Annotated in this window: 20 protein-coding genes and 1 rRNA gene; 8 read left to right on the forward strand and 13 right to left on the reverse strand. The window is 67.9% G+C overall.

The annotated features are described in order from the left end of the window. A 23S ribosomal RNA gene (locus AB0I34_RS34225) occupies positions 1 to 766 on the reverse strand; the annotation flags it as partial. A gap of 55 nt (positions 767 to 821) precedes the next feature. Here AB0I34_RS34225 and AB0I34_RS34230 point away from each other — a divergent pair. From AB0I34_RS34230 to AB0I34_RS34245, 4 genes are all read left to right on the forward strand, one after another. Next, positions 822 to 1,253 carry a DUF6319 family protein gene (locus tag AB0I34_RS34230; RefSeq protein WP_360453183.1) on the forward strand — a complete coding sequence of 144 codons (432 nt, stop codon included), beginning with the start codon at positions 822 to 824 and terminating at the stop codon, positions 1,251 to 1,253. A 369-nt stretch (positions 1,254 to 1,622) separates the two neighbouring features. Further along, complete coding sequence (locus AB0I34_RS34235) at positions 1,623 to 2,159, forward strand: DUF6817 domain-containing protein (RefSeq protein ID WP_360453186.1); 537 nt, start codon at positions 1,623 to 1,625, stop codon at positions 2,157 to 2,159. A gap of 76 nt (positions 2,160 to 2,235) precedes the next feature. After that, positions 2,236 to 2,646, forward strand: coding sequence for a hypothetical protein (locus tag AB0I34_RS34240; protein WP_360453189.1), 411 nt, complete (start codon positions 2,236 to 2,238; stop codon positions 2,644 to 2,646). 692 nt (positions 2,647 to 3,338) lie between these two features. After that, complete coding sequence (locus AB0I34_RS34245; RefSeq protein ID WP_360453191.1) at positions 3,339 to 3,749, forward strand: DUF559 domain-containing protein; 411 nt, start codon at positions 3,339 to 3,341, stop codon at positions 3,747 to 3,749. On the opposite strand, the gene AB0I34_RS34250 is transcribed toward AB0I34_RS34245, so the two are convergent. The 9 genes from AB0I34_RS34250 to AB0I34_RS34290 form a co-directional block, all read right to left on the reverse strand. Continuing rightward, complete coding sequence (locus tag AB0I34_RS34250) at positions 3,716 to 4,438, reverse strand: PIG-L deacetylase family protein (protein ID WP_360453194.1); 723 nt, start codon at positions 4,436 to 4,438, stop codon at positions 3,716 to 3,718. The genes AB0I34_RS34245 and AB0I34_RS34250 overlap by 34 nt on opposite strands. Before the next feature lie 51 nt (positions 4,439 to 4,489). Beyond that, the gene (locus tag AB0I34_RS34255) at positions 4,490 to 5,788 is read right to left on the reverse strand and encodes a D-arabinono-1,4-lactone oxidase (RefSeq protein ID WP_360453197.1); all 1,299 of its coding nucleotides are present in this window, start codon (positions 5,786 to 5,788) and stop codon (positions 4,490 to 4,492) included. Further along, on the reverse strand, positions 5,785 to 6,939 hold the full coding sequence (locus AB0I34_RS34260) for an amino acid deaminase/aldolase (protein ID WP_360453200.1): 1,155 nt from the start codon (positions 6,937 to 6,939) through the stop codon (positions 5,785 to 5,787). Before AB0I34_RS34260 ends, AB0I34_RS34255 begins: the two co-directional genes overlap by 4 nt. Before the next feature lie 302 nt (positions 6,940 to 7,241). After that, on the reverse strand, positions 7,242 to 7,895 hold the full coding sequence (locus tag AB0I34_RS34265) for a hypothetical protein (protein WP_360453203.1): 654 nt from the start codon (positions 7,893 to 7,895) through the stop codon (positions 7,242 to 7,244). Between the two features lie 143 nt (positions 7,896 to 8,038). Then, positions 8,039 to 9,394 (reverse strand): M15 family metallopeptidase, encoded by a 1,356-nt coding sequence (locus AB0I34_RS34270; protein ID WP_360453206.1) that lies wholly within the window; start codon positions 9,392 to 9,394, stop codon positions 8,039 to 8,041. Positions 9,395 to 9,463: 69 nt separating this feature from the next. Further along, complete coding sequence (dapC, locus tag AB0I34_RS34275; protein WP_360453434.1) at positions 9,464 to 10,564, reverse strand: succinyldiaminopimelate transaminase; 1,101 nt, start codon at positions 10,562 to 10,564, stop codon at positions 9,464 to 9,466. Continuing rightward, positions 10,564 to 11,463 (reverse strand): alpha/beta fold hydrolase, encoded by a 900-nt coding sequence (locus tag AB0I34_RS34280; RefSeq protein ID WP_360453209.1) that lies wholly within the window; start codon positions 11,461 to 11,463, stop codon positions 10,564 to 10,566. The genes dapC and AB0I34_RS34280 overlap by 1 nt, the downstream gene beginning before the upstream one ends. A gap of 6 nt (positions 11,464 to 11,469) precedes the next feature. Next, positions 11,470 to 12,078 carry a TetR/AcrR family transcriptional regulator gene (locus AB0I34_RS34285; RefSeq protein WP_360453212.1) on the reverse strand — a complete coding sequence of 203 codons (609 nt, stop codon included), beginning with the start codon at positions 12,076 to 12,078 and terminating at the stop codon, positions 11,470 to 11,472. 43 nt (positions 12,079 to 12,121) lie between these two features. After that, a complete protein-coding gene (locus tag AB0I34_RS34290) occupies positions 12,122 to 12,592 on the reverse strand; it encodes a MarR family transcriptional regulator (RefSeq protein ID WP_360453215.1) in 471 nt (156 codons plus the stop codon). Positions 12,593 to 12,678: 86 nt separating this feature from the next. Here AB0I34_RS34290 and AB0I34_RS34295 point away from each other — a divergent pair, with 86 nt between their 5' ends. The 3 genes from AB0I34_RS34295 (at position 12,679) to AB0I34_RS34305 (ending at position 15,302) form a co-directional block, all read left to right on the forward strand. Next, the gene (locus tag AB0I34_RS34295; RefSeq protein ID WP_360453218.1) at positions 12,679 to 13,056 is read left to right on the forward strand and encodes a DoxX family protein; all 378 of its coding nucleotides are present in this window, start codon (positions 12,679 to 12,681) and stop codon (positions 13,054 to 13,056) included. Between the two features lie 70 nt (positions 13,057 to 13,126). Next, positions 13,127 to 14,206: an FAD-dependent oxidoreductase gene (locus AB0I34_RS34300; RefSeq protein ID WP_360453221.1), complete on the forward strand. Its 1,080-nt coding sequence runs from the start codon at positions 13,127 to 13,129 to the stop codon at positions 14,204 to 14,206. Further along, a complete protein-coding gene (locus AB0I34_RS34305; protein WP_360453224.1) occupies positions 14,193 to 15,302 on the forward strand; it encodes an amidohydrolase family protein in 1,110 nt (369 codons plus the stop codon). Before AB0I34_RS34300 ends, AB0I34_RS34305 begins: the two co-directional genes overlap by 14 nt. Here the strand turns inward: AB0I34_RS34305 and AB0I34_RS34310 are convergent. From AB0I34_RS34310 to AB0I34_RS34320, 3 genes are all read right to left on the reverse strand, one after another. Continuing rightward, a complete protein-coding gene (locus AB0I34_RS34310) occupies positions 15,299 to 15,592 on the reverse strand; it encodes a co-chaperone GroES (RefSeq protein ID WP_360453437.1) in 294 nt (97 codons plus the stop codon). The genes AB0I34_RS34305 and AB0I34_RS34310 overlap by 4 nt on opposite strands. Before the next feature lie 41 nt (positions 15,593 to 15,633). Next, the gene (locus AB0I34_RS34315) at positions 15,634 to 15,903 is read right to left on the reverse strand and encodes a DUF3618 domain-containing protein (protein WP_131361818.1); all 270 of its coding nucleotides are present in this window, start codon (positions 15,901 to 15,903) and stop codon (positions 15,634 to 15,636) included. Between the two features lie 77 nt (positions 15,904 to 15,980). Continuing rightward, positions 15,981 to 17,024, reverse strand: a complete 1,044-nt coding sequence (locus AB0I34_RS34320) for a glucose 1-dehydrogenase (protein WP_360453227.1) — start codon at positions 17,022 to 17,024, stop codon at positions 15,981 to 15,983. A gap of 102 nt (positions 17,025 to 17,126) precedes the next feature. On the opposite strand from AB0I34_RS34320, the gene bcp reads away from it, so the two are divergent. Beyond that, positions 17,127 to 17,594: a thioredoxin-dependent thiol peroxidase gene (gene bcp / locus AB0I34_RS34325; protein ID WP_131361816.1), complete on the forward strand. Its 468-nt coding sequence runs from the start codon at positions 17,127 to 17,129 to the stop codon at positions 17,592 to 17,594. Positions 17,595 to 17,821: the final 227 nt, after the last annotated feature.

The following is a 17,821-nucleotide window of genomic DNA, read 5'->3' on the forward strand; positions in this document are numbered from 1 at the left end:
ACCATGGTGTCTGCCATGGCGACGTGACTCTCGACAACGTTTTGCTGACACCGCAGGGACTGCTCTTGCTCGACTTCGACCTCGCCGCGATCGGCTTTAAATGATGGCTGCTTCTAAGCCAACATCCTGGCTGTCTATGCCTTCCCACATCGTTTCCCACTTAACCATGACTTTGGGACCTTAGCTGGCGGTCTGGGTTGTTTCCCTCTTCACGACGGACGTTAGCACCCGCCGTGTGTCTCCCGTGATAACATTCTTCGGTATTCGGAGTTTGCATCGGTTTGGTAAGCCGGGATGGCCCCCTAGCCGAAACAGTGCTCTACCCCCGAAGATGAGTTCACGAGGCGCTACCTAAATAGCTTTCGGGGAGAACCAGCTATCTCCCGGTTTGATTGGCCTTTCACCCCCAGCCACAAGTCATCCGCTAATTTTTCAACATTAGTCGGTTCGGTCCTCCAGTTAGTGTTACCCAACCTTCAACCTGCCCATGGCTAGATCACCGGGTTTCGGGTCTATACCTTGCAACTAATCGCCCAGTTAAGACTCGGTTTCCCTACGGCTCCCCTATACGGTTAACCTTGCTACAAAATATAAGTCGCTGACCCATTATACAAAAGGTACGCAGTCACACCACGAAGGTGCTCCCACTGCTTGTACGTACACGGTTTCAGGTTCTATTTCACTCCCCTCGCCGGGGTTCTTTTCGCCTTTCCCTTGTCTCTTCCTTGCGGATTGGCTTGCGTCTCGAACGTATGTTCTAATAGACGCTCAGCGCCAGCCCGCTCACGGCGGGCGATGTTCACAAGGAGATCGCCGCAACGATGACTGTAGACACTCTGGCAGTAGAAGCGCCGTCGGACGTCGCCGACACTCCCGACACCCTCACTCCGACGGACGCCACCCCGGACAACGCTCCGGCGCCCGACGCGCCTGCAGCGGACAAGCCGAAGAAGGCTCCGGCGAAGAAGGCCGCGAGCAAGAAGACCAAGACCCTCGAGCTGACGCTGACCGTCACCGGCACCGCCGACGGCGAGTGGCACGCCGAGCTCAAGCAGGGCAGCACCTACCTGGCCCGCAACCTCGCCGTCGCGGCCGCCGCGGTCTCCCGCGCCGCCAAGGAACTGCACGAGGACCTCTCGACCCCGATCGACGAGGTCATCGAGGCCGCGCGTGAGCAGCAGGCCGCCAAGGTCGCCGCCCTCGAAGCCGAACTGGAAGCCGCCCGCAAAGCCCTCGCCGACCTCGCGGACTGACCACCGTCGGCTGACTGCGGCAGCGACCGCCCCGGATCCCAGCCGAGAACAACCGCTTGAACGACAACCGCTTGACGACAGCGGCTTGAACGGCAATTGCTGCAGCGACAACGGCTGACGTTTGGTGCTTTCCACCCGTCCGGCAACGGGCATGTAGGCGCCTCCCCGCACAAGGGTGGGAAGTACCAAACGGCAGCTACCCGCAGACACCGCGGCGGCCGCGGCAGCGGCTTCAGCACGCAGACCCCGCAACAAAATGTGACGAACCCGGCGCGCCGTACCTCTGGGCGCGGTCGTGATCGAGGCCTTACCGTAATTCCCTGGGCCGATCCTCCTGGGCCCTGGCCGCTCCCGAAGTGAAGGGGTCAGATGAGCGCTTTTCAGGACATGGGATCGCTGTTGCTGGTCCGCGGCGCGGACGAGCTTGAGCACGCGGGCGGGAGCCTGTACGTCCACCTCCACCGCGTCGCCAAGCGCCTCACCACCCTCGGGGCCTCCGACACGCTGGTCCTGGCCGGCCTCGCCCACGCCGCCTACGGGACCGACGGTTTCCCCACCCACCTGTTCGACTGGCAGAACGAACGCCCGGTCCTGGAGGCCGTCATCGGCCCCGAAGCCGAGCAGATCGTGTACCGCTACGGCGCGTGCGACCGCGAAACCACCTGGCGCGACCTGGCCGAGCACCGCACCGTCACCGACCGCTTCACCGGTACGTCGGAGGAGCTCTCCACCGCGGATCTCCGGGACTTCGTCGATCTGACCATCGTCAACGAACTGGACGTCCTCGACCACGCTCCGGACCTGGCCCCGAAACTCCACCAGTTCCTCCAGGAACAACTCCCGCGATGGCAGTCGCTGGCCTCCCCCGCTGTCCTCACCGAGGCCAACCGAGTCGTCCAGGTCTGACCAACCTGGCCACCGTGCCGTTGCCGGGCGGCCGGAGTACCTGGAAAACGCCTGCGCGCCGACGCATGATCGGTACATGGCCAGGTATGAAGTGGTTGCTCGCGCAAAGACCAATCGACTGTCCAACGCCGACTACATCGACCTTGCGTTCAAGTCGTACGCACTGGACGCGGGCATGCGCCTCTGCCGGGTCGAGGACCTGCCCGACGGGACGATCGCGATCGTCCTCCAGCACAAGCTCTCGACGCGCAAGCACGACGCTGCCTGCGCGATGGCCAACCGCAGCCTGGCTCAGCTAGGCATCCCGGCACACCAGGTCGAGCAGATCGACCTTCACCGTCTCTCCCGCAAAGGCCGCACCCTCGTGCGCTCCTGGTCCGGCCCCGGCAACCCACCCGGCCCAGACCCCAGCGGCGACCGCGAACCCCGCCACCCCAAGCCCAACCCCCCACACCTCTCCATCCACCTCGACCTCCCCAAGAGCTGACACCCGGGCGCTCGAGTCGTGGATCCAGGTCCCTGATCGGGGATTCCGCGCACACAATTCCACGACTCGGCGTGCCGAAGCACGCCACCGCGCGACCGCCTGTGGATAAGCGGCGCGGGCGGGGTGCGGGGTCGGACAGAGTGGAGGGATGCTCGGAGAGATTTTCACGGCGGCGCAGGCGCGGAGGGCAGGAACGTCGCCCGGAATACTGCGCAGCGGCCGCTTTCGGAGGGTCGTGGGATCGGTCTATGCGCCGGCCGAGGTTCTCCTGACGCCACGTGTGCGTGCCGCGGCGGCTCTGCTACTCGCGCCCGGTGGGGTGATCAGTCATCACACGGCGCTGGGGCTGTGGTGCGGGACGGGACCGACCTCGGGCGAACTGCATCTCAGCGTCCGGCGCGATCCCCATCGGGTGGTGCCACGAGTTCGCGGCCTTCGGGTTCATGAAGTCCGCAATCTGGAGGGAGTGCCCGCGCTCGGTGTCCCGGTGACACCACCGGAGCGCACGTTCCTCGACCTCGCGTCGTACTGCGACCTGACCGAGCTCGTCACGGCCCGGCGATGCACTGGTACGCCGTACGGATGTCGACACCGCAGGCCTGATCGAGTCTGCGACCGCGGCGGTCGGCGTTCGCGGCATCCGATTGGCGCGGCGGGCTGCGACTCTGGTTCGACGGGGCGTCGACTCACCGATGGAGTCTCGGCTCCGGCTGTTGCTCGTGCTCGACGGGCTGCCTGAGCCCGAGGTCGGGCGGGTCGTCCTCGACTCCGACGGAGGCTGGTTGGCCCAGCCCGACCTCTGCTACCCGGAGTTCAAGATCGCGATCGAGTACGACGGCCGCCACCATGCGCGGGACCTCGGGCAATGGCGGCGCGACATCCGCCGCCGGGAGAACCTCGAACGCGAGGGCTGGCTGGTGCGCGTCATCACAGCCCACGACCTCCTCCACGCCCCCGGCACTGTCGTGGCCCGCATTTCCCAAGACCTCCGTGCACGTGGACATCGAGTCGTGGATATCGGAGGAAATCGTGACCGATGCGCACCCGAATCCACGACTCGGTGGAGACGTCAGGGTGTGATGACTTCGAAGCGGGTGGCGTAGCGGGTGCCTAGGAGGGTGCCGGCGGGGCGGGAGACGCCTTCGAGGAACTCGGTCGGGTCGAAGTGCGGCCAGTTCAGGCCGTCGATGTAGACCCTGTGCGCGTTCAGCGACTGGACGCCGATGTCGAACGTGTCGGTGGTGTCGACGGCGTGCTTGGCGTTGGGTGAGCCCGCGGCCCAGACCTGCCGTACGCCGCCCCAGCGCTCACCCACGTCGGGAAAGATCCAGCGGTTGGCGGCGTCGCGGACTGCGTCGATCGTGGCGCGACCGGTGTTGATGTGATCGGCCTGATTGAGGTTGCCGTCGCCGCCCCACGTGTCGTGGAAGTTGTTCGTGATCACGATCTCCGGCTGATGCCGCCGGATCACCTCGGCGATCACGCGGCGGAGCGGGACGCCGTACTCGATCGTCCCGTCCGGCTGGCCGAGGAACTCGACCTGCGAGACCCCGACGATCCGCGACGACTCGATTTGTTCGGCCTCGCGCAGCGGCCCCGACTTCTCCGGCGGGACTCCGTCGATGCCCGCTTCCCCGGACGTCAGGAGGCAGTACACGACCTCCTTCCCTTGCGCCGTCCATCGCGCCACAGCAGCCGCCGACCCGAACTCCATGTCGTCCGGGTGAGCGATCACTGCCAACGCCTTCTGCCAGTCCTCGTCGACCGGCTGCAGACCCTCCACGTCAGTCATGCCCGCAGGCTACCCGCGCCGCGTCACCTCGAACACCACCCCGCGCGCCGCTCAGCCGAAGATCTGGCGGGTGTACGGATTGGTGAAGGTGTGGGTCGGGTCCAGACGAGCGCGGACGGCGAGGTAGTCCTCGAAGTGCGGGTAGCGCGTGCGGAGATCCGCCGCGGTGAGGGTGTGGAGCTTGCCCCAGTGCGGGCGGGCGTTGTAGTCGGAGACGATCCGCTCGAACGCGTCGAAGTAGGCGGTGTGTGCGAGGCGGTGGTATTGGTGAATAGCGACGTACGCCGTGTCGCGGCCCTGGGCGGTGGACAGCCAGATGTCGTCCGCAGCGGCGACGCGGACCTCGATCGGGAACGGGATGCGCGCACCCGAGGCATCGATCCACTCGCGAAGCCGGCGGATCACCTCGACCACGTTCTCCCGAGGTACGGCGTACTCCGACTCGCGGAAGATCACGTTGCGCTCGGAACAGAACACCGTGTACGACGCGTCGACGTACTCGCGGGCCGACAACGCGCGGGATGCGATCCGGTTGATCCGGGGAACCAGGCCGGGTTGCCTGACCGCGACGCGGTTGGTGAACTCGAAGATCTTGTTGGAGAGGAGTTCGTCGTCGATCCAGCCGCGGACCCGGCCGACCGGGGACGCGCCGACGCCGGCGGCGACCCGGTTGTTCCGCTTGGTCAACGCGAGGTCAGTGTGCGGGAACCAGTAGAACTCGAAGTGATCGTTGCCATCGGCAAGTTCATCGAACCCGTCGAGAACCTCCGTGAGCGGGAGCGGCATCTCCTGGGCTCGCAGCAGGAACGCCGGAACGGTCTGCAGCGTGAGCGAGCTGATCACGCCGAGCGCGCCGACGGAGACGCGGGCCGCGGCGAAGACGTCCGGGTTCTCGTCGGCCGAACAGTGCAGCACCGACCCGTCCGCAGTGACCAGGTCGAGGGCGACGACCTGGGTGGCGAGGCCGCCGAGGCGCGCGCCGGTGCCGTGGGTGCCGGTGGAGATGGCGCCGGAGATGGTCTGCTTGTCGATGTCACCGAGGTTCGCCATCGCGAGGTCGAAGGCGGCGAGGCCGGCGTTCAGCTTGCGCAGGTCGGTGCCCGCGCCGACGGTCACGCGCCCGGATTCCTTGTCTGCGTTGACGATCGAGGACAGCCTGTCCATCCGGACCATCACCTGCTCGGGCACGGAGCAGCCGGTGAACGAGTGGCCCGCGCCGACGGCCTTGAGCTTCTTGCCCTGCTCGGCGGCAGCCTTCACCATCGCGGCGAGCTCGTCGGTGGACGACGGCCGGAGGATCTCCACACCGGTGGCCGACTCGGTGCCGGCCCAGTTCCGCCAGGTGCTCATCCGAAGTTCTTCCCCTCGCCCCGGTACGTGACGAGCTCACGCAACTCGTCGCCGTCGATCGCATGAACGACCTCGAACCGCTCCAGCATCTCGCCCGCCTTCGCATAGCGCATCCAGACCCGGTCTCCAAGATGCAACCCTTCGGCGGACCTGCCAAGGACCGGAGTCTGCACTTCTCCGGCACCTTCTGTGCCCAGCAGCTTCAGCCCGGCCGGCCAGGTCGGCGATGGCAGCCTCGACTTCTTGGCAGGCCCGGACGCGACGTACCCGCCGCCGAAGAGCGTGGCGAATCGCGGGGCAGGACGACGTACGACGTCCAGGGCGTAGGCGACCGCGTGCTCGGGCTTGAAGACGTCGTACTTGTCGAAGAGCGTCGGGCCGTAGAGGCCTGAGCCGGCGGTGACCTCGGTGACGACGGGGTCGGCGCTGCTGATCTCGACGCTGCCGGTGCCGCCGCTGTTGACCAGGCGCAGCGGAGCGATCTGCTTGACGGCGTCGACGACGGCGCCGCGGCGGTCGGCGAGCTCGGCGGCCGAGCGGCGCTTGACCCAGCGGACGGCCGGGGAGGTGTCGGGGAGGCCGGCGATCTGCGCCTCGTAGAACATGACGCCGGTCAGTTCGAAGGTGTCGTCGGCGGCGACCGTGCGGGCGAGGGTGGCGACGTCGGCGGGGGTGCGGAGGGGCGAACGGCGTACGCCGAGGTGCTGGCCGAAGATTCGCAAGGAGGCGTCGACGTCGAGGCAGACCTGGATGCGGGCGTTGCCGGTCACGACGGACTTGATGAAGGCGAGGTGCTCGGGTGAGTCGATCATCAGCGTGATCCGGGCGGCGGCCCCGGGGTCTTCGGACAGGGCGCGCAGAGCCGTGCGGTGCACGGTCGGGTAGCCGATCAGGATGTCGTCGATGCCGTTGTGCGCCAGCCAGAGCGCTTCCGGAAGGGCGTAGCTCATCACGCCGTGGAAGCCAGGGCGCTCGAGCGCGGCGGAGATCAGCGCGCGGCAGCGGACCGACTTGGACGCGATCCGGATCGGCGTACCCGCGGCGCGGCGGACCAGGTCGTCCGCGTTCCGGCGGAACGCGGCGAGGTCGACCACCGCGAACGGCGCGTCGAGACCCGCGGTCAGGCGGGCATACCGGTCGAAGTCACCCATACCGCGAGTGTAAGACAACAAATACTGAAAGGTAATACAACTTCCGTTCCAGTTGGGTGGCGTGGACGGCGCCTCCGGCGCCGGGAGTCGAGGGAGCTTCTGTTGCATTTGGTTGGCGTGGACGGCGCCTCCGGCGCCGGGAGTCGAGGGAGCTTCTGTTGCATTTGGATGGCGTGGACGGCGCCTCCGGCGCCGGGAGTGGGAAAGCAGGAGGTGCGGTGAGGTGGAGGTGTCGGGGGTGGAGGCGGGTGATTGCAGGCGGCGGTGGGGGAAGGGGTGACGACTAGCGGGTTGGTGGGTGGTTAGGGGGTGTCGATTGTGGATTGGAGGGCGGGGGTGGCTGTGTGGGACCAGGTGGATTGGGTGGGGGGTGGGGTGGTCGCGGTGGCGGCCAGGAGGGCGACTGTGCGGCCTTGGACTACCGAGATGTCGGTGTAGGACTCGGCTCCGGCGTACTGGCGGGTGGCTGCTGTGGCGGCGTCCTCGGTCCAGAGCTGGGCGACGGAGAGGTCGCCGCCGCTCCCGCACGCGGTCATACGGGAGTGGTAGCCCTGGTAGTAGGCGGCAGCTTCCTCAGCACCGGTGAAGCGCAGGAGCAGCGCGGTTGCAGGCAGCCCAGCGGCGGTGCGGTACGTCGCTTGGAGCGCGTACTGCGGCACCGGAAGCGACCCGGACGGCAGCTGACCAGCACAGCCAACCGGGAGCGCCTCGAACGCTGCCTGGTGTGGCTCGCGCTGCCGGGTCCAGGTCTTGTTGCCCAGGAACCCCGCCTCAGCACCACCCGGATCGACGTACGTCTTCCAACCAGCCCCAAGCTTGGCGGGCGCCGGGAGGTTGCGAGCACTGAGCGGACCAGCCGAGGCAGGCGGCGGTGCGGTCGCCTGTTCCGGCAATTCCGGCGGTACGGCGGCGTCCGTCGGCTTGACCGTGCTCAGGGTGTTCGTGGGCACCGGCACGGTGCCACCTAGCGTCGGTGTGGGCGTGCTCGTGGGCTGGGGCGTCCCAGCAGCCTGAGGCTGCGGCGGGTCAGCACTGCAGCCCACCAGCACCACAGCAAGCACCGCAGCACCAGCGAGCACCGCGGCACCAGTGAGTGCTCTCACTTCGGCTCGAAGTGCTGGTAGTCGGGCTTGCTCCAGCGCGCACCCCAGAAGTACCCCTGCCCGATCAGCGCCTTCGTAGGAGTGTTGGTGGCGAAGAGCATGCCCGGCCGCGACACCGACCGGTTCCGGTACGCGCTCCCGTTCGACGGGTACCAGACGTTGTTCGCCGCCAGATAGGGGTTTTCGACGGTGTTGATGTCGATCGCCCAGCCATAGGAGTGCGGCGACAGCGCATACGGGTTGCCGGTGACGCGGCGGCAGTTGAACGCCGAGGTGTTGTCGGCCGCCATCGACCTGATGTCGCTGCCGCCGAACCGGTCCACCCGCCGCATCTGCCGGATCGGGAACTTGGCCGCGAACGTCGCCGTCCAGGCCGTGATCATCTTCTGTACGGCGGCATCCCGGACGATCAGCTCACCGCGGTGCACCGTGTGGTCGAAACCCCAGTAGTTCAGCTGTAGCAGCCGCAGCGACGACGGCCCGACCGGACAGCCGGCCCGATAGGTGTTCGGCAACGAGGCAGCCGTCACCGTGTAGACCTTCGGGTTCATGTGCGCCTTGACCACGATCTTGACCGAGGCGGAGTACTCCATGGCCGGCTGGCTGACCCACCGGCTGAGCACCCGGACGGTCCGGGTCGCCGGCACGTTGTCCGGCACGCGGAAGAGGTACTTGCCCCACTTGTCCATCGTGGTGATGCCCAGTGCGAGCCACTTGCCACCGACGTACTGCTGCAGCGCGAGCTCCTTGCCCGGCTCGGGCGGCCAGGTTCGCCCGCTGACGGACGCACCAGTCAGCGTCGCGTACCAGGGGGCCGGGGTGTTGACGACGATCTTGCGGTCCTGGATCGGCACGGTCCGGGCCGCCGAGATCGCCAGCGACGTCGTGTCCTTCGCTCCGATGATGGTGCGGAACGCCCAGGTCCCGGGGTACGGCGAGACGAAGCTGAACTTGTAGACCCCGCCGGTCGTGGTCCGGGTCGCGCCACGGAGGACCCACGTGGTCGAGACGCGCTGCCACAGTGTGATGTAGGAACCGGTGATCGGCTTGCTGATCGCGCCGGTGAACACGACGGGCCGGTCCTCCCACGAGGCAGCCGGCTGGTTCAGCGTGATCGACCACTCCGGCGCCGCCGCGGGAGTGGGAGTCGGCGTCGGCTCCTCCACCACGGGAGTGGGCGTCGGCTCCTCCACCGCAGCGGTCGGCGGTGGAGGTGGTGTCTCAGCCTGCGGCGTGACCGCAGGAGTCGCCTCAGGTGTCGGTTCGTCGGCCGCCTGCGCTCCGGCCGGGAGCAACCCCAGCACCAGCACGACAGCAGTCCCCGCCACCCCGACAGATCGCCACATGTTCATGTGCACGTCCCCTCCCCAGGGATTTATCTACCCATTGAAGAAGACGTCGCACAAGACGTGGAAGTTCTGTTACTCCTGCAGTCTCTTCACTGCGGCGTCGATTCGCTCGTCCGTGCCGGTCAGCGCGACCCGCACGTGCCGCTCCCCCGCCGTACCGTAGAAGGCTCCTGGAGCGACCAGAATGCCGCGGTCCGCGAGCGCTCCGACGGAGCCGTAGGCGTCGTACGACGGGTGCTCGGCCCACAGGTACAGCCCACCGTTGGACAAGGTGATGGCCCAGCCTGCATCGGTCAGCGCGTCCCGCAGCACGGACCGGCGGCGCAGGTACCGAACCCGCTGCTCCTCCACATGCGCGTCGTCGGCGAAGGCGGCCGCCATCGCAGCCTGGATCGGTGACGGCACCATCAGCCCGGCGTGCTTGCGTACGGCAAGCAGCTCGGTCACCACCGTCTCGTCGCCGGCCACGAAGCCAGCGCGGTACCCGGCCAGGTTGGACCGCTTGGATAGCGAGTGCACCGCGAGCAGGTTGTCGAAGCTGCCACCACACACGTCCGGGTGCAGCACGGACAGCGGCCTCGCGTCCCAGCCGAACTCGAGGTAGCACTCGTCGCTGACCAGCAGTACGTCGTTCGCCCGCGCCCACTCGACCGCACGGCGCAGGTCGTCAGCGGAGGTGATCTCACCGGTCGGGTTCCGCGGCGAGTTCAGGTACGCGACCCGCACCGGTCCGTCGTACGTCGTCGGATCGCTGACCGGCACGCTGGTCGCGCGGGCGAGCGCAGCGCCCGCCTCGTACGTCGGGTAGGCGAGGTCCGGGATGAGGATCGTGTCACCGGCGCCGATGCCGAGCAGCGTCGGCAGCAGCATGATCAGCTCCTTGGTGCCGATCACGGGCAGTACGCCGGTCTGCGGGTCCACTCCGGTGACATCGAGACGCCGTGCCATCCAGTCCACGGCAGCCTGCCGCGCGGTCGACGTACCGATGGTGGTCGGGTACGACGGTGCGTCGGCCGCATCCGCGAGCGCCTTCTTCACCAGGTCCGGCACCGGGTCCACCGGGCTGCCGATGGACAGGTCGACGATGCCGTCGGGATGCTCGGCCGCCTTCTGCTTGTAGGGGGCGAGCTTGTCCCACGGGAAGTCTGGCAGCCGGCTGGAGGTCTCGAAGATCACTCCCACATCATCTCTCGCCCAGAGCCCGCGCCGCCGCCGGGCGCCCGCTCCGCGAGAAAGCCGACCGCCTGCTTCACCAGGTCGGGGTCCCGCAGCACCCGCCGGTGCCCGAGTCCCTCGGAGGTCTCCAGCCGCGAGCCCGGCCAGTCCCCGACCAGATCGGCGCTGCCCTGGTACGACGTCTCCGCGTCGGAGCGATCGTGGATCAGGAGCAACGGCGGCAGCGCCCGGCCGGCGGCGATCTCGGCGACGATCGCGCCCGTCCGGAACGAGCTCATCGGACCGAAGCGCGCCTCGAACCTGCGCTCGAACCCACGCCGGATCCGCGGCCCGAAGCCGAGGACCGCCTGCATTTGATCAAGTGTCACGGCGAAGTCGGTCGCTGCCGCCACGAAGACGAGCCGCTCGACCTCCAGACCGTCCCGCAGCGCGAGAGCAGTGGCCGTCGCACCGGCCGAGTGCGCGATCACGCCGTACGCCGGTCCCTGCGCGGCAACCACCGCGGTGAGCGCGTCCGCGATCTCGAGGAGGGTCGACGAGGAGCTGCCTTCTGGCCCGGGAGCCGAATCGCCGTGGCTCGGAGCGTCGTACGTGACGACTCGGAAGCCCTGGTCGACCAACGGCTGGATGTACGCCGCCAACTGCAGGCCCCACCCACCCCAGCCGTGGACGAGATAGACCGCCGGACCTTCGCCGTACGACAGTCCGCGCAGCGTCCCGACCTCGAACGGCGTCGGCGTGGGCAGCTGACCCCGCGGCTGCCGCGCCTTCTCCGGTACGGCGGGGATGCGGAACCACAGCCGGTTCAGCAAGGCCGTGCCGACCGGTGGTGCGAGGCGCTCAGACAGCCCGAAGACGAGATTCAGCAACCGAACGTTCGTGCTTTTCTTGGCCACGACAAGTCACTCCACATGGTCGGATCGGGCGGCCCGGAGGAGCGCCTCGAAGGCGGTGCGCGCTCGGTCCTCGGCCTTGGGGTCGGCCAGGAGCCGGCTGGCGTGGTGGTACGACAGCAGCACGCCCCTGATGTCGTACGCGTACTGGTCGGGGTCCGCATCCTCGCGGAAGTGTCCCTCGGTGATGCCGGTCCGGAAGACGTTCGCAAGCAGCTCGGCATGATCGCGCTCGGCGCTGACCACCAGATCGCGGACCGGGCCGGCCGGTGCGTCGTCCAGCTCGGCGGAGACGCTGGCGAAGAAGCAGCCGCCCGGCAGGGCGAGATCACCGTCGTCCCAGCGAAGCTTGCGGTCGAACAACGCCCGCAGCCGCGGCTCACCGCGCGGAGCCTTGAGCGCCGGCCGGATGACGCGCTCGGCGTACAGCTCGACCGCTCGTTCGACGACCGCGACCTGCAACTGCTCCTTCGATCGGAAGTGGGCGAACAGGCCGCTCTTGGACAGCTGCATCCGATCGGCCAGCAGGCCGATCGTCAGACCGCTCAAGCCGCTTGCACTGACCACACGCGCAGCCTCGTCCAGCACTGCGGCGCGGGTCTCCTCACCCTTGCTCACCCGACGATAAAAGCACGACCGTTCACTTCTCGGCAAGGGGATTTCAGCAGGCCTTGTCCGGGTCCACCTTCGCGAGGATCTGGTCGGCGATCGTCTTGAGCTCGGCGAGCTGCGCCGGCGTGAGCGTGTCGACGACGTACTCGCGGACCGTCGCGACATGACCGGGAGCCGCCGCGACGAGGACGTCATAGCCGGCGTCGGTGATGGTCGCCACCGTGATCCGGCCGTCGTCCTCGGCCGGTCGACGGGACACGAAGCCCCGCTGCTCCAGGCGCTTCACCACATGCGACAGCCGCGACAGCGATCCGTTGGCGAACCCGGCCAGATCACTCATCCGCAGCGAGCGCTCCGGCGACTCCGACAACCCGGCGAGCACGAGGTACTCGAAATGACTCAGTGCCGAGTCCCGTTGGAGCTGATAGTCGAGCACGCCTGGCAATTTGAACAGCAGCGTGGACAGCGACTTCCACGCTGCCAGTTCGTCGGCCTCCAGCCACCGCGTCTCACTCCCCATGACACCAGTCTACGGCCTTAGTTGACGCTTCAAGTCACCCGCGCTAGCTTTGGGTTGAAACGTCAACTCATCACTGAGAGTGGGACATGAACGTCTTTCTGTGGATCGTCGCGGGGGTCCTGGCCGCCTTCTTCCTGGCCGCCGGCGTGACCAAACTGAGCCAGTCGCGCCGCAAGCTGCTCGCGAACCCGAACATGCAGTGGGTCGAGGACTTCTCGGCCGGCACGGTGAAGCTCATCGGCACCGCCGAGGTGCTCGGGGCACTCGGCCTGATCCTGCCCGGTGCCCTCGACATCGCACCGATCCTGGTCCCGCTGGCCGCTGTCGGGCTGGCCGTGATCATGGCCGGCGCGATCGTGACCCACGCCCGCCGCAAGGAGTGGAAGGTGCTCCCGCTCAACGCGGTCGTGCTGATCCTGGCCGTCCTGCTCGCCGTCTTCCGCTTCGGCCCCAACAGCTTCTAGAAAGAGTCCCGACAACTTCTAGGAAGATGGGACCCAACCGGACGAAGGACGCCGGTTGGAGGGGTGGGCAATGACGTACGACGTGGCAGTGGTGGGGGCCGGGGCGATGGGGTCGGCGGCGGCTCGCGCGTTGGCGGCTGACGGGCAGGAGGTCGTCGTACTGGAGCAGTTCACGCTCGGGCACGACCGCGGTGGATCGCACGGCGGCACGCGGCTGTTCCGGCCGGCTGCCGACAACGCCGACCTCGCGCGGCTGACCGAGCAGGCGCGACCGCTCTGGCGTGAGTTGGAGGCGGAGTCCGGCGAGACGCTGTTCGAGGTCACCGGTGGGATCGACTTCGGCGTGGACGACGCGACCGTCGAGGCGTTCCGGTCGTTGCATGCGGCAACCGGCGAGGTGCTGACAGCCGAGGCGGCGACCGAACGGTGGCCGGGGTTCCGCTTCGAGACACCGGTCCTCCACCAGCCGGGCTCCGGACGCCTGTACGCCGACCGCACCGTCAAGGCACTGCAGACGATCGCTACACAGCACGGAGCGGAGTTCCGGGTGCAGTCGCCGGTGAACGCTCTGCGCGTCCATGACACTTTCGTGGAGCTCGACGTACCAGGTGGGGCGGTGCGGGCGCAGCACGTTGTGGTGACCGCCGGTCCGTGGGCTCCGAGGTTGCTGACCGGACTGGCGCCGTTGCCACCTATTACCTGCACGCAGGAGCAGCCGCGGTTCTTCGCACCGATCTCGGACGACCTGGACTGGCCGAGCTTCCTGAACCACAACGGCAACAGCTACGGGTTGTTCGAGCCCGGAACCGGAGTGAAGGTCGGACTGCACGGCTCCGGTCCGGAAGTCGACCCCGATACGCGGGACTTCGCGCCGGAACCGGGGCGGGACGCCGAGCTGATCCGCCACGTCGAGCAGTGGTACCCGGGACTCGACACAGCGCGGTCCACGACGATCAGCTGCCTCTACGACAACACCCCGTCGGACACTTTCGTCATCGACCGGGCCGGACCGATCACGGTCGCGGTCGGGTTCAGCGGGCAGGGCTTCAAGTTCGTACCGCTGGTCGGTGAGTTCGTGCGTGGCCTGGTCACCGGTACGGCCGCCGTACCGTCACAGTTCCGGATGGCGAGCCACAATGTCCCTCGCTGACCACGTCGCCGGGCTGTCGCTGGTGGACCACCACGTCCACGGCGCAGTCAAGGGTCCGCTCGACCGGACTACCTTCGAGCAACTGATCACCGAGTCGGACCGGCCGGTCCCGCCGTGGCTGTCGACGTTCGATTCCCAACTGGGATTGGCGATCCGCCGGTACTGCGCTCCGCTGCTCGGACTGGAGCCGCACGCGTCGCCCGACGATTACCTCGCGGCCCGAGCGCAGCAAGACCGGAACTCTCTGCTCCTCAACGCCGCAGGTGTCAGCGACTACCTCGTCGACACGGGCTACCAAGCCGACGCAGTGACCGGTGTGGACGAGTTGGCGGCGTTGAGTGGCTCGCGTGCACATGAGGTGGTCCGGCTGGAGTCCGAGCTCGAGTACGTCGCCACGCATGAGTCCGCCGTTGCCGCCGTACCGGATGCGTTGTTACGGCGGCTGGAGAAACGGACCGCCGGTGCTGTCGGGTTGAAGAGCATCGTCGCGTATCGGCATGGGTTCGACTTCGACCCGGCCGAGCCAAGCGCCAAAGAGGTGTTGGCCGCACTCGACCGCTGGTACTCCGCAGGCACGGACCGCGTCACCGACCCGGTGCTCCTGCGCTGGCTGCTCTGGATCGGCGCACGCCGCGGTCTACCGCTGCAACTCCACGTCGGCTTCGGCGACACCGACCTGAACCTGCGGACCGCCGACCCACTATTGCTGACCGAGTGGCTGCGTCAGGTGGAGCCACTCGGCACGCAGGTCGCCCTGCTGCACTGCTACCCGTTCCACCGCGAGGCCGGATACCTCGCACACGTCTTCCCCCACGTGTACTTCGACCTGGGCCTGACCACCATGTACGTCGGCGCGCGGGCGGCGGCCGTGGTCGCGGAAGGTCTGGAGCTGGCGCCGTTCGGCAAGCTGCTCTACTCCTCGGACGCGTTCGGCGCGGCAGAGCTGCACTACCTTGGCGCTGTCTTGTGGCGGCGGGCCGTCACGTCAGTGCTCAGCGGCTTCGTCGAGCAGGACGACTGGTCCGCCGAGGACGCCGTACGCGTAGCCGCTCTGTGGGGCCGTGACAACGCCCGGCGGCTCTACCGGCTGCCTTAGAGATAGAGGCCGGTCTGGCCGTCCTCCAGACGGCCGGCCGCGACCGCGTGCAGATCGCGCTCGCGGAGCAGGATGTAGTCGTCACCGCGGACCTCGACCTCGGCTCGGTCCTCCGGGTCGAACAGGACCCGGTCGGCGACCTCGACGGTGCGGACATTGGCCCCGATGGCGACCACCTTCGCCCAGGCGAGCCGGCGGCCCATCTGCGCGGTGGCCGGGATCAGGATGCCGGCCGACGACTTGCGCTCGCCCTCCTGCTCGAGGGAGACCAGGACGCGGTCGTGCAGCATCCGGATGGGCAGTTTGTCGTCGGAGAGCTTCTTGCGAGGAGTCACCGGCGACCCACCAGCCGCCGGATCAGCAGCAGGACGGCGAGTACGCCGACCGCGGCGCCACCGACCGCGACGATCTTCTGGGTCCGCAACTGGCCACGCTCGTCGAAGACCTGCGCCTTCGCCTGCTCGACCTGGCGCTTGGCCAGGTTCTTCGGGTGCGCCCGGTCGACCAGCTCGTCCACCGTGGAGGCCAGCCGTGCCCGAGTGGCGGCGATGTCCGCCTCGATCTGCTCGGCAGTCCGAGCCTTCGCCTTCGTGTCCGACACCTGTCGGCGCTCCCTTCATTCGTCGGGCCAGCCCCGGGATGGCCGGGCCTGCCCTGCGTACATCCCATCCTCGCAGGTCACGCCTGCAAGTCCACGACCACCTTGATGTCATCCGGTTCGCGGACCAGCGCGCTCGGCCAGTCGGACAGCGGCACGGTGCGGGTGATCAGCCGCTCCAGCCAGGTCCGGTCCGCGGCGAGCAGCACGTCGACGGCATCGGCGTAGTGCCGCTTGCCCGCGTTCACCGAACCCACCAGCGCGGCATTGCGGACCACCAACTGCCGGATCAGGGCATCCAGCTGTACGTCGATCGACGCGGGACCGGGCGAGATCCCGATCAGGCACATCACCCCGGCCGGCGCGAGCAGCTGCGCGCAGTCGAACACCACCTGCCCGGCCCCGGTCGCCTCGATCACCACATCCGGTACGACGCTCAGCTCGGCGAGGTCGGTCAGATAGGTGCCACCGAGTGCTCGCACGAGCTCCGGCTTCGGCCCGTCCGGCACCCGGTCCAGGACATGGACGTCGTACCCGCGCTGGGTCGCGATCAGGGCGGACAGCAGTCCGATCGGCCCAGCCCCGGTGACCAGTACGTGCTGCGGTCCGAACCAGGACCGCCGGCCGGCCAGATCCACCTGCTCCCAGGCCTTGGTGATCACACTGGCCGGCTCAACGAGTACGCCGAGGTGTCCGAGCTCCGCCGGGATCGGTACGGCGAAGAACGGGTCGACCCGCCACCGCTCGGCGCCGTACCCGTCCATCTCCTTGATGCCGCGCTCGGTGTACAAGCCGTTGCGGCAGAAGTCCCACTCACCGCGTGCGCACGCCGGACAGGGCTCCGGGTCCGGGCGGCGGACCACACCGGCCACCAGATCGCCTGTGGCGAACCCAGAACCCGCCGGAGCCTCCAGCACCCGCCCTAGCGACTCATGTCCGATCACCAGGTGGTCCGAGCCAGGCCGCCCGCTGCCGAACGCTCCGGAGACCAGCTCGATGTCCGTCCCGCAGATGCCTGTGAGCAACCCATCGACCAGCACGGAACCGTCGGAGGTGGGCGGGTCCGCGACCTCTCCGAGCTTCGCAGAGTCGGCTTTCCCCGGTATGACTGTCATGGCCCGCATGCGCCAACTCCACCCTGCGGCCCCTGCCCGCGCAAGTCGCCACTCAGGCGCCCCGCCCACGTACGATTGCGAGCAGTTCACCCCGTTCCCCTGGAGGGCCTGATGTCCGAACGTCTGTCCGTCGGCGATGTCGCACCTGACTTCACCCTGCCCGATGCCGATGGCAACGAGGTCGCACTGAAGGACCTGCGCGGGAAGAACGTGATCGTCTACTTCTACCCGGCCGCGATGACGCCCGGCTGCACCAAGCAGGCCTGCGACTTCCGCGACTCGCTGGACTCGCTGCAGGCCGCCGGGTACGCCGTACTCGGCATCTCACCGGACAAGCCCGCGAAGCTGGCCAAGTTCCGCGAGCGCGACGGCGTGACGTTCCCGCTGCTGAGCGACCCGGACAAGCAGGTGCTGACCGCGTACGGCGCCTTCGGCGAGAAGACCATGTACGGCAAGAAGGTCACCGGCGTGATCCGCTCCACCTTCGTGGTGGACCCCGAGGGCAAGGTCTCGGTGGCGCAGTACAACGTCAAGGCCACCGGTCACGTCGCCAAGCTTCGCCGCGATCTCGGCCTCTGATCCGGGCGCGGTCCAGACCACTCCGCGCAGGGAAACCTTCGACCGTTTCACGGCGATGGTCCATGGAACGGTCGTTTGAGGAAAGTCTCCGGTGTGATTTGGATCACACCCCGATCTCACCGGATCGGAGTGACAGGACTACCGTCGGTGACTTTTTGAGTGTTCTTGCGAAAGAGCGGTACTCCCAGGACCACCGGCGTTCGGTTGCGGTCCACCCCCGGGTGTGT

It is taken from the genome of Kribbella sp. NPDC050281 (assembly GCF_040655855.1).
Lineage (GTDB): Bacteria > Actinomycetota > Actinomycetes > Propionibacteriales > Kribbellaceae > Kribbella.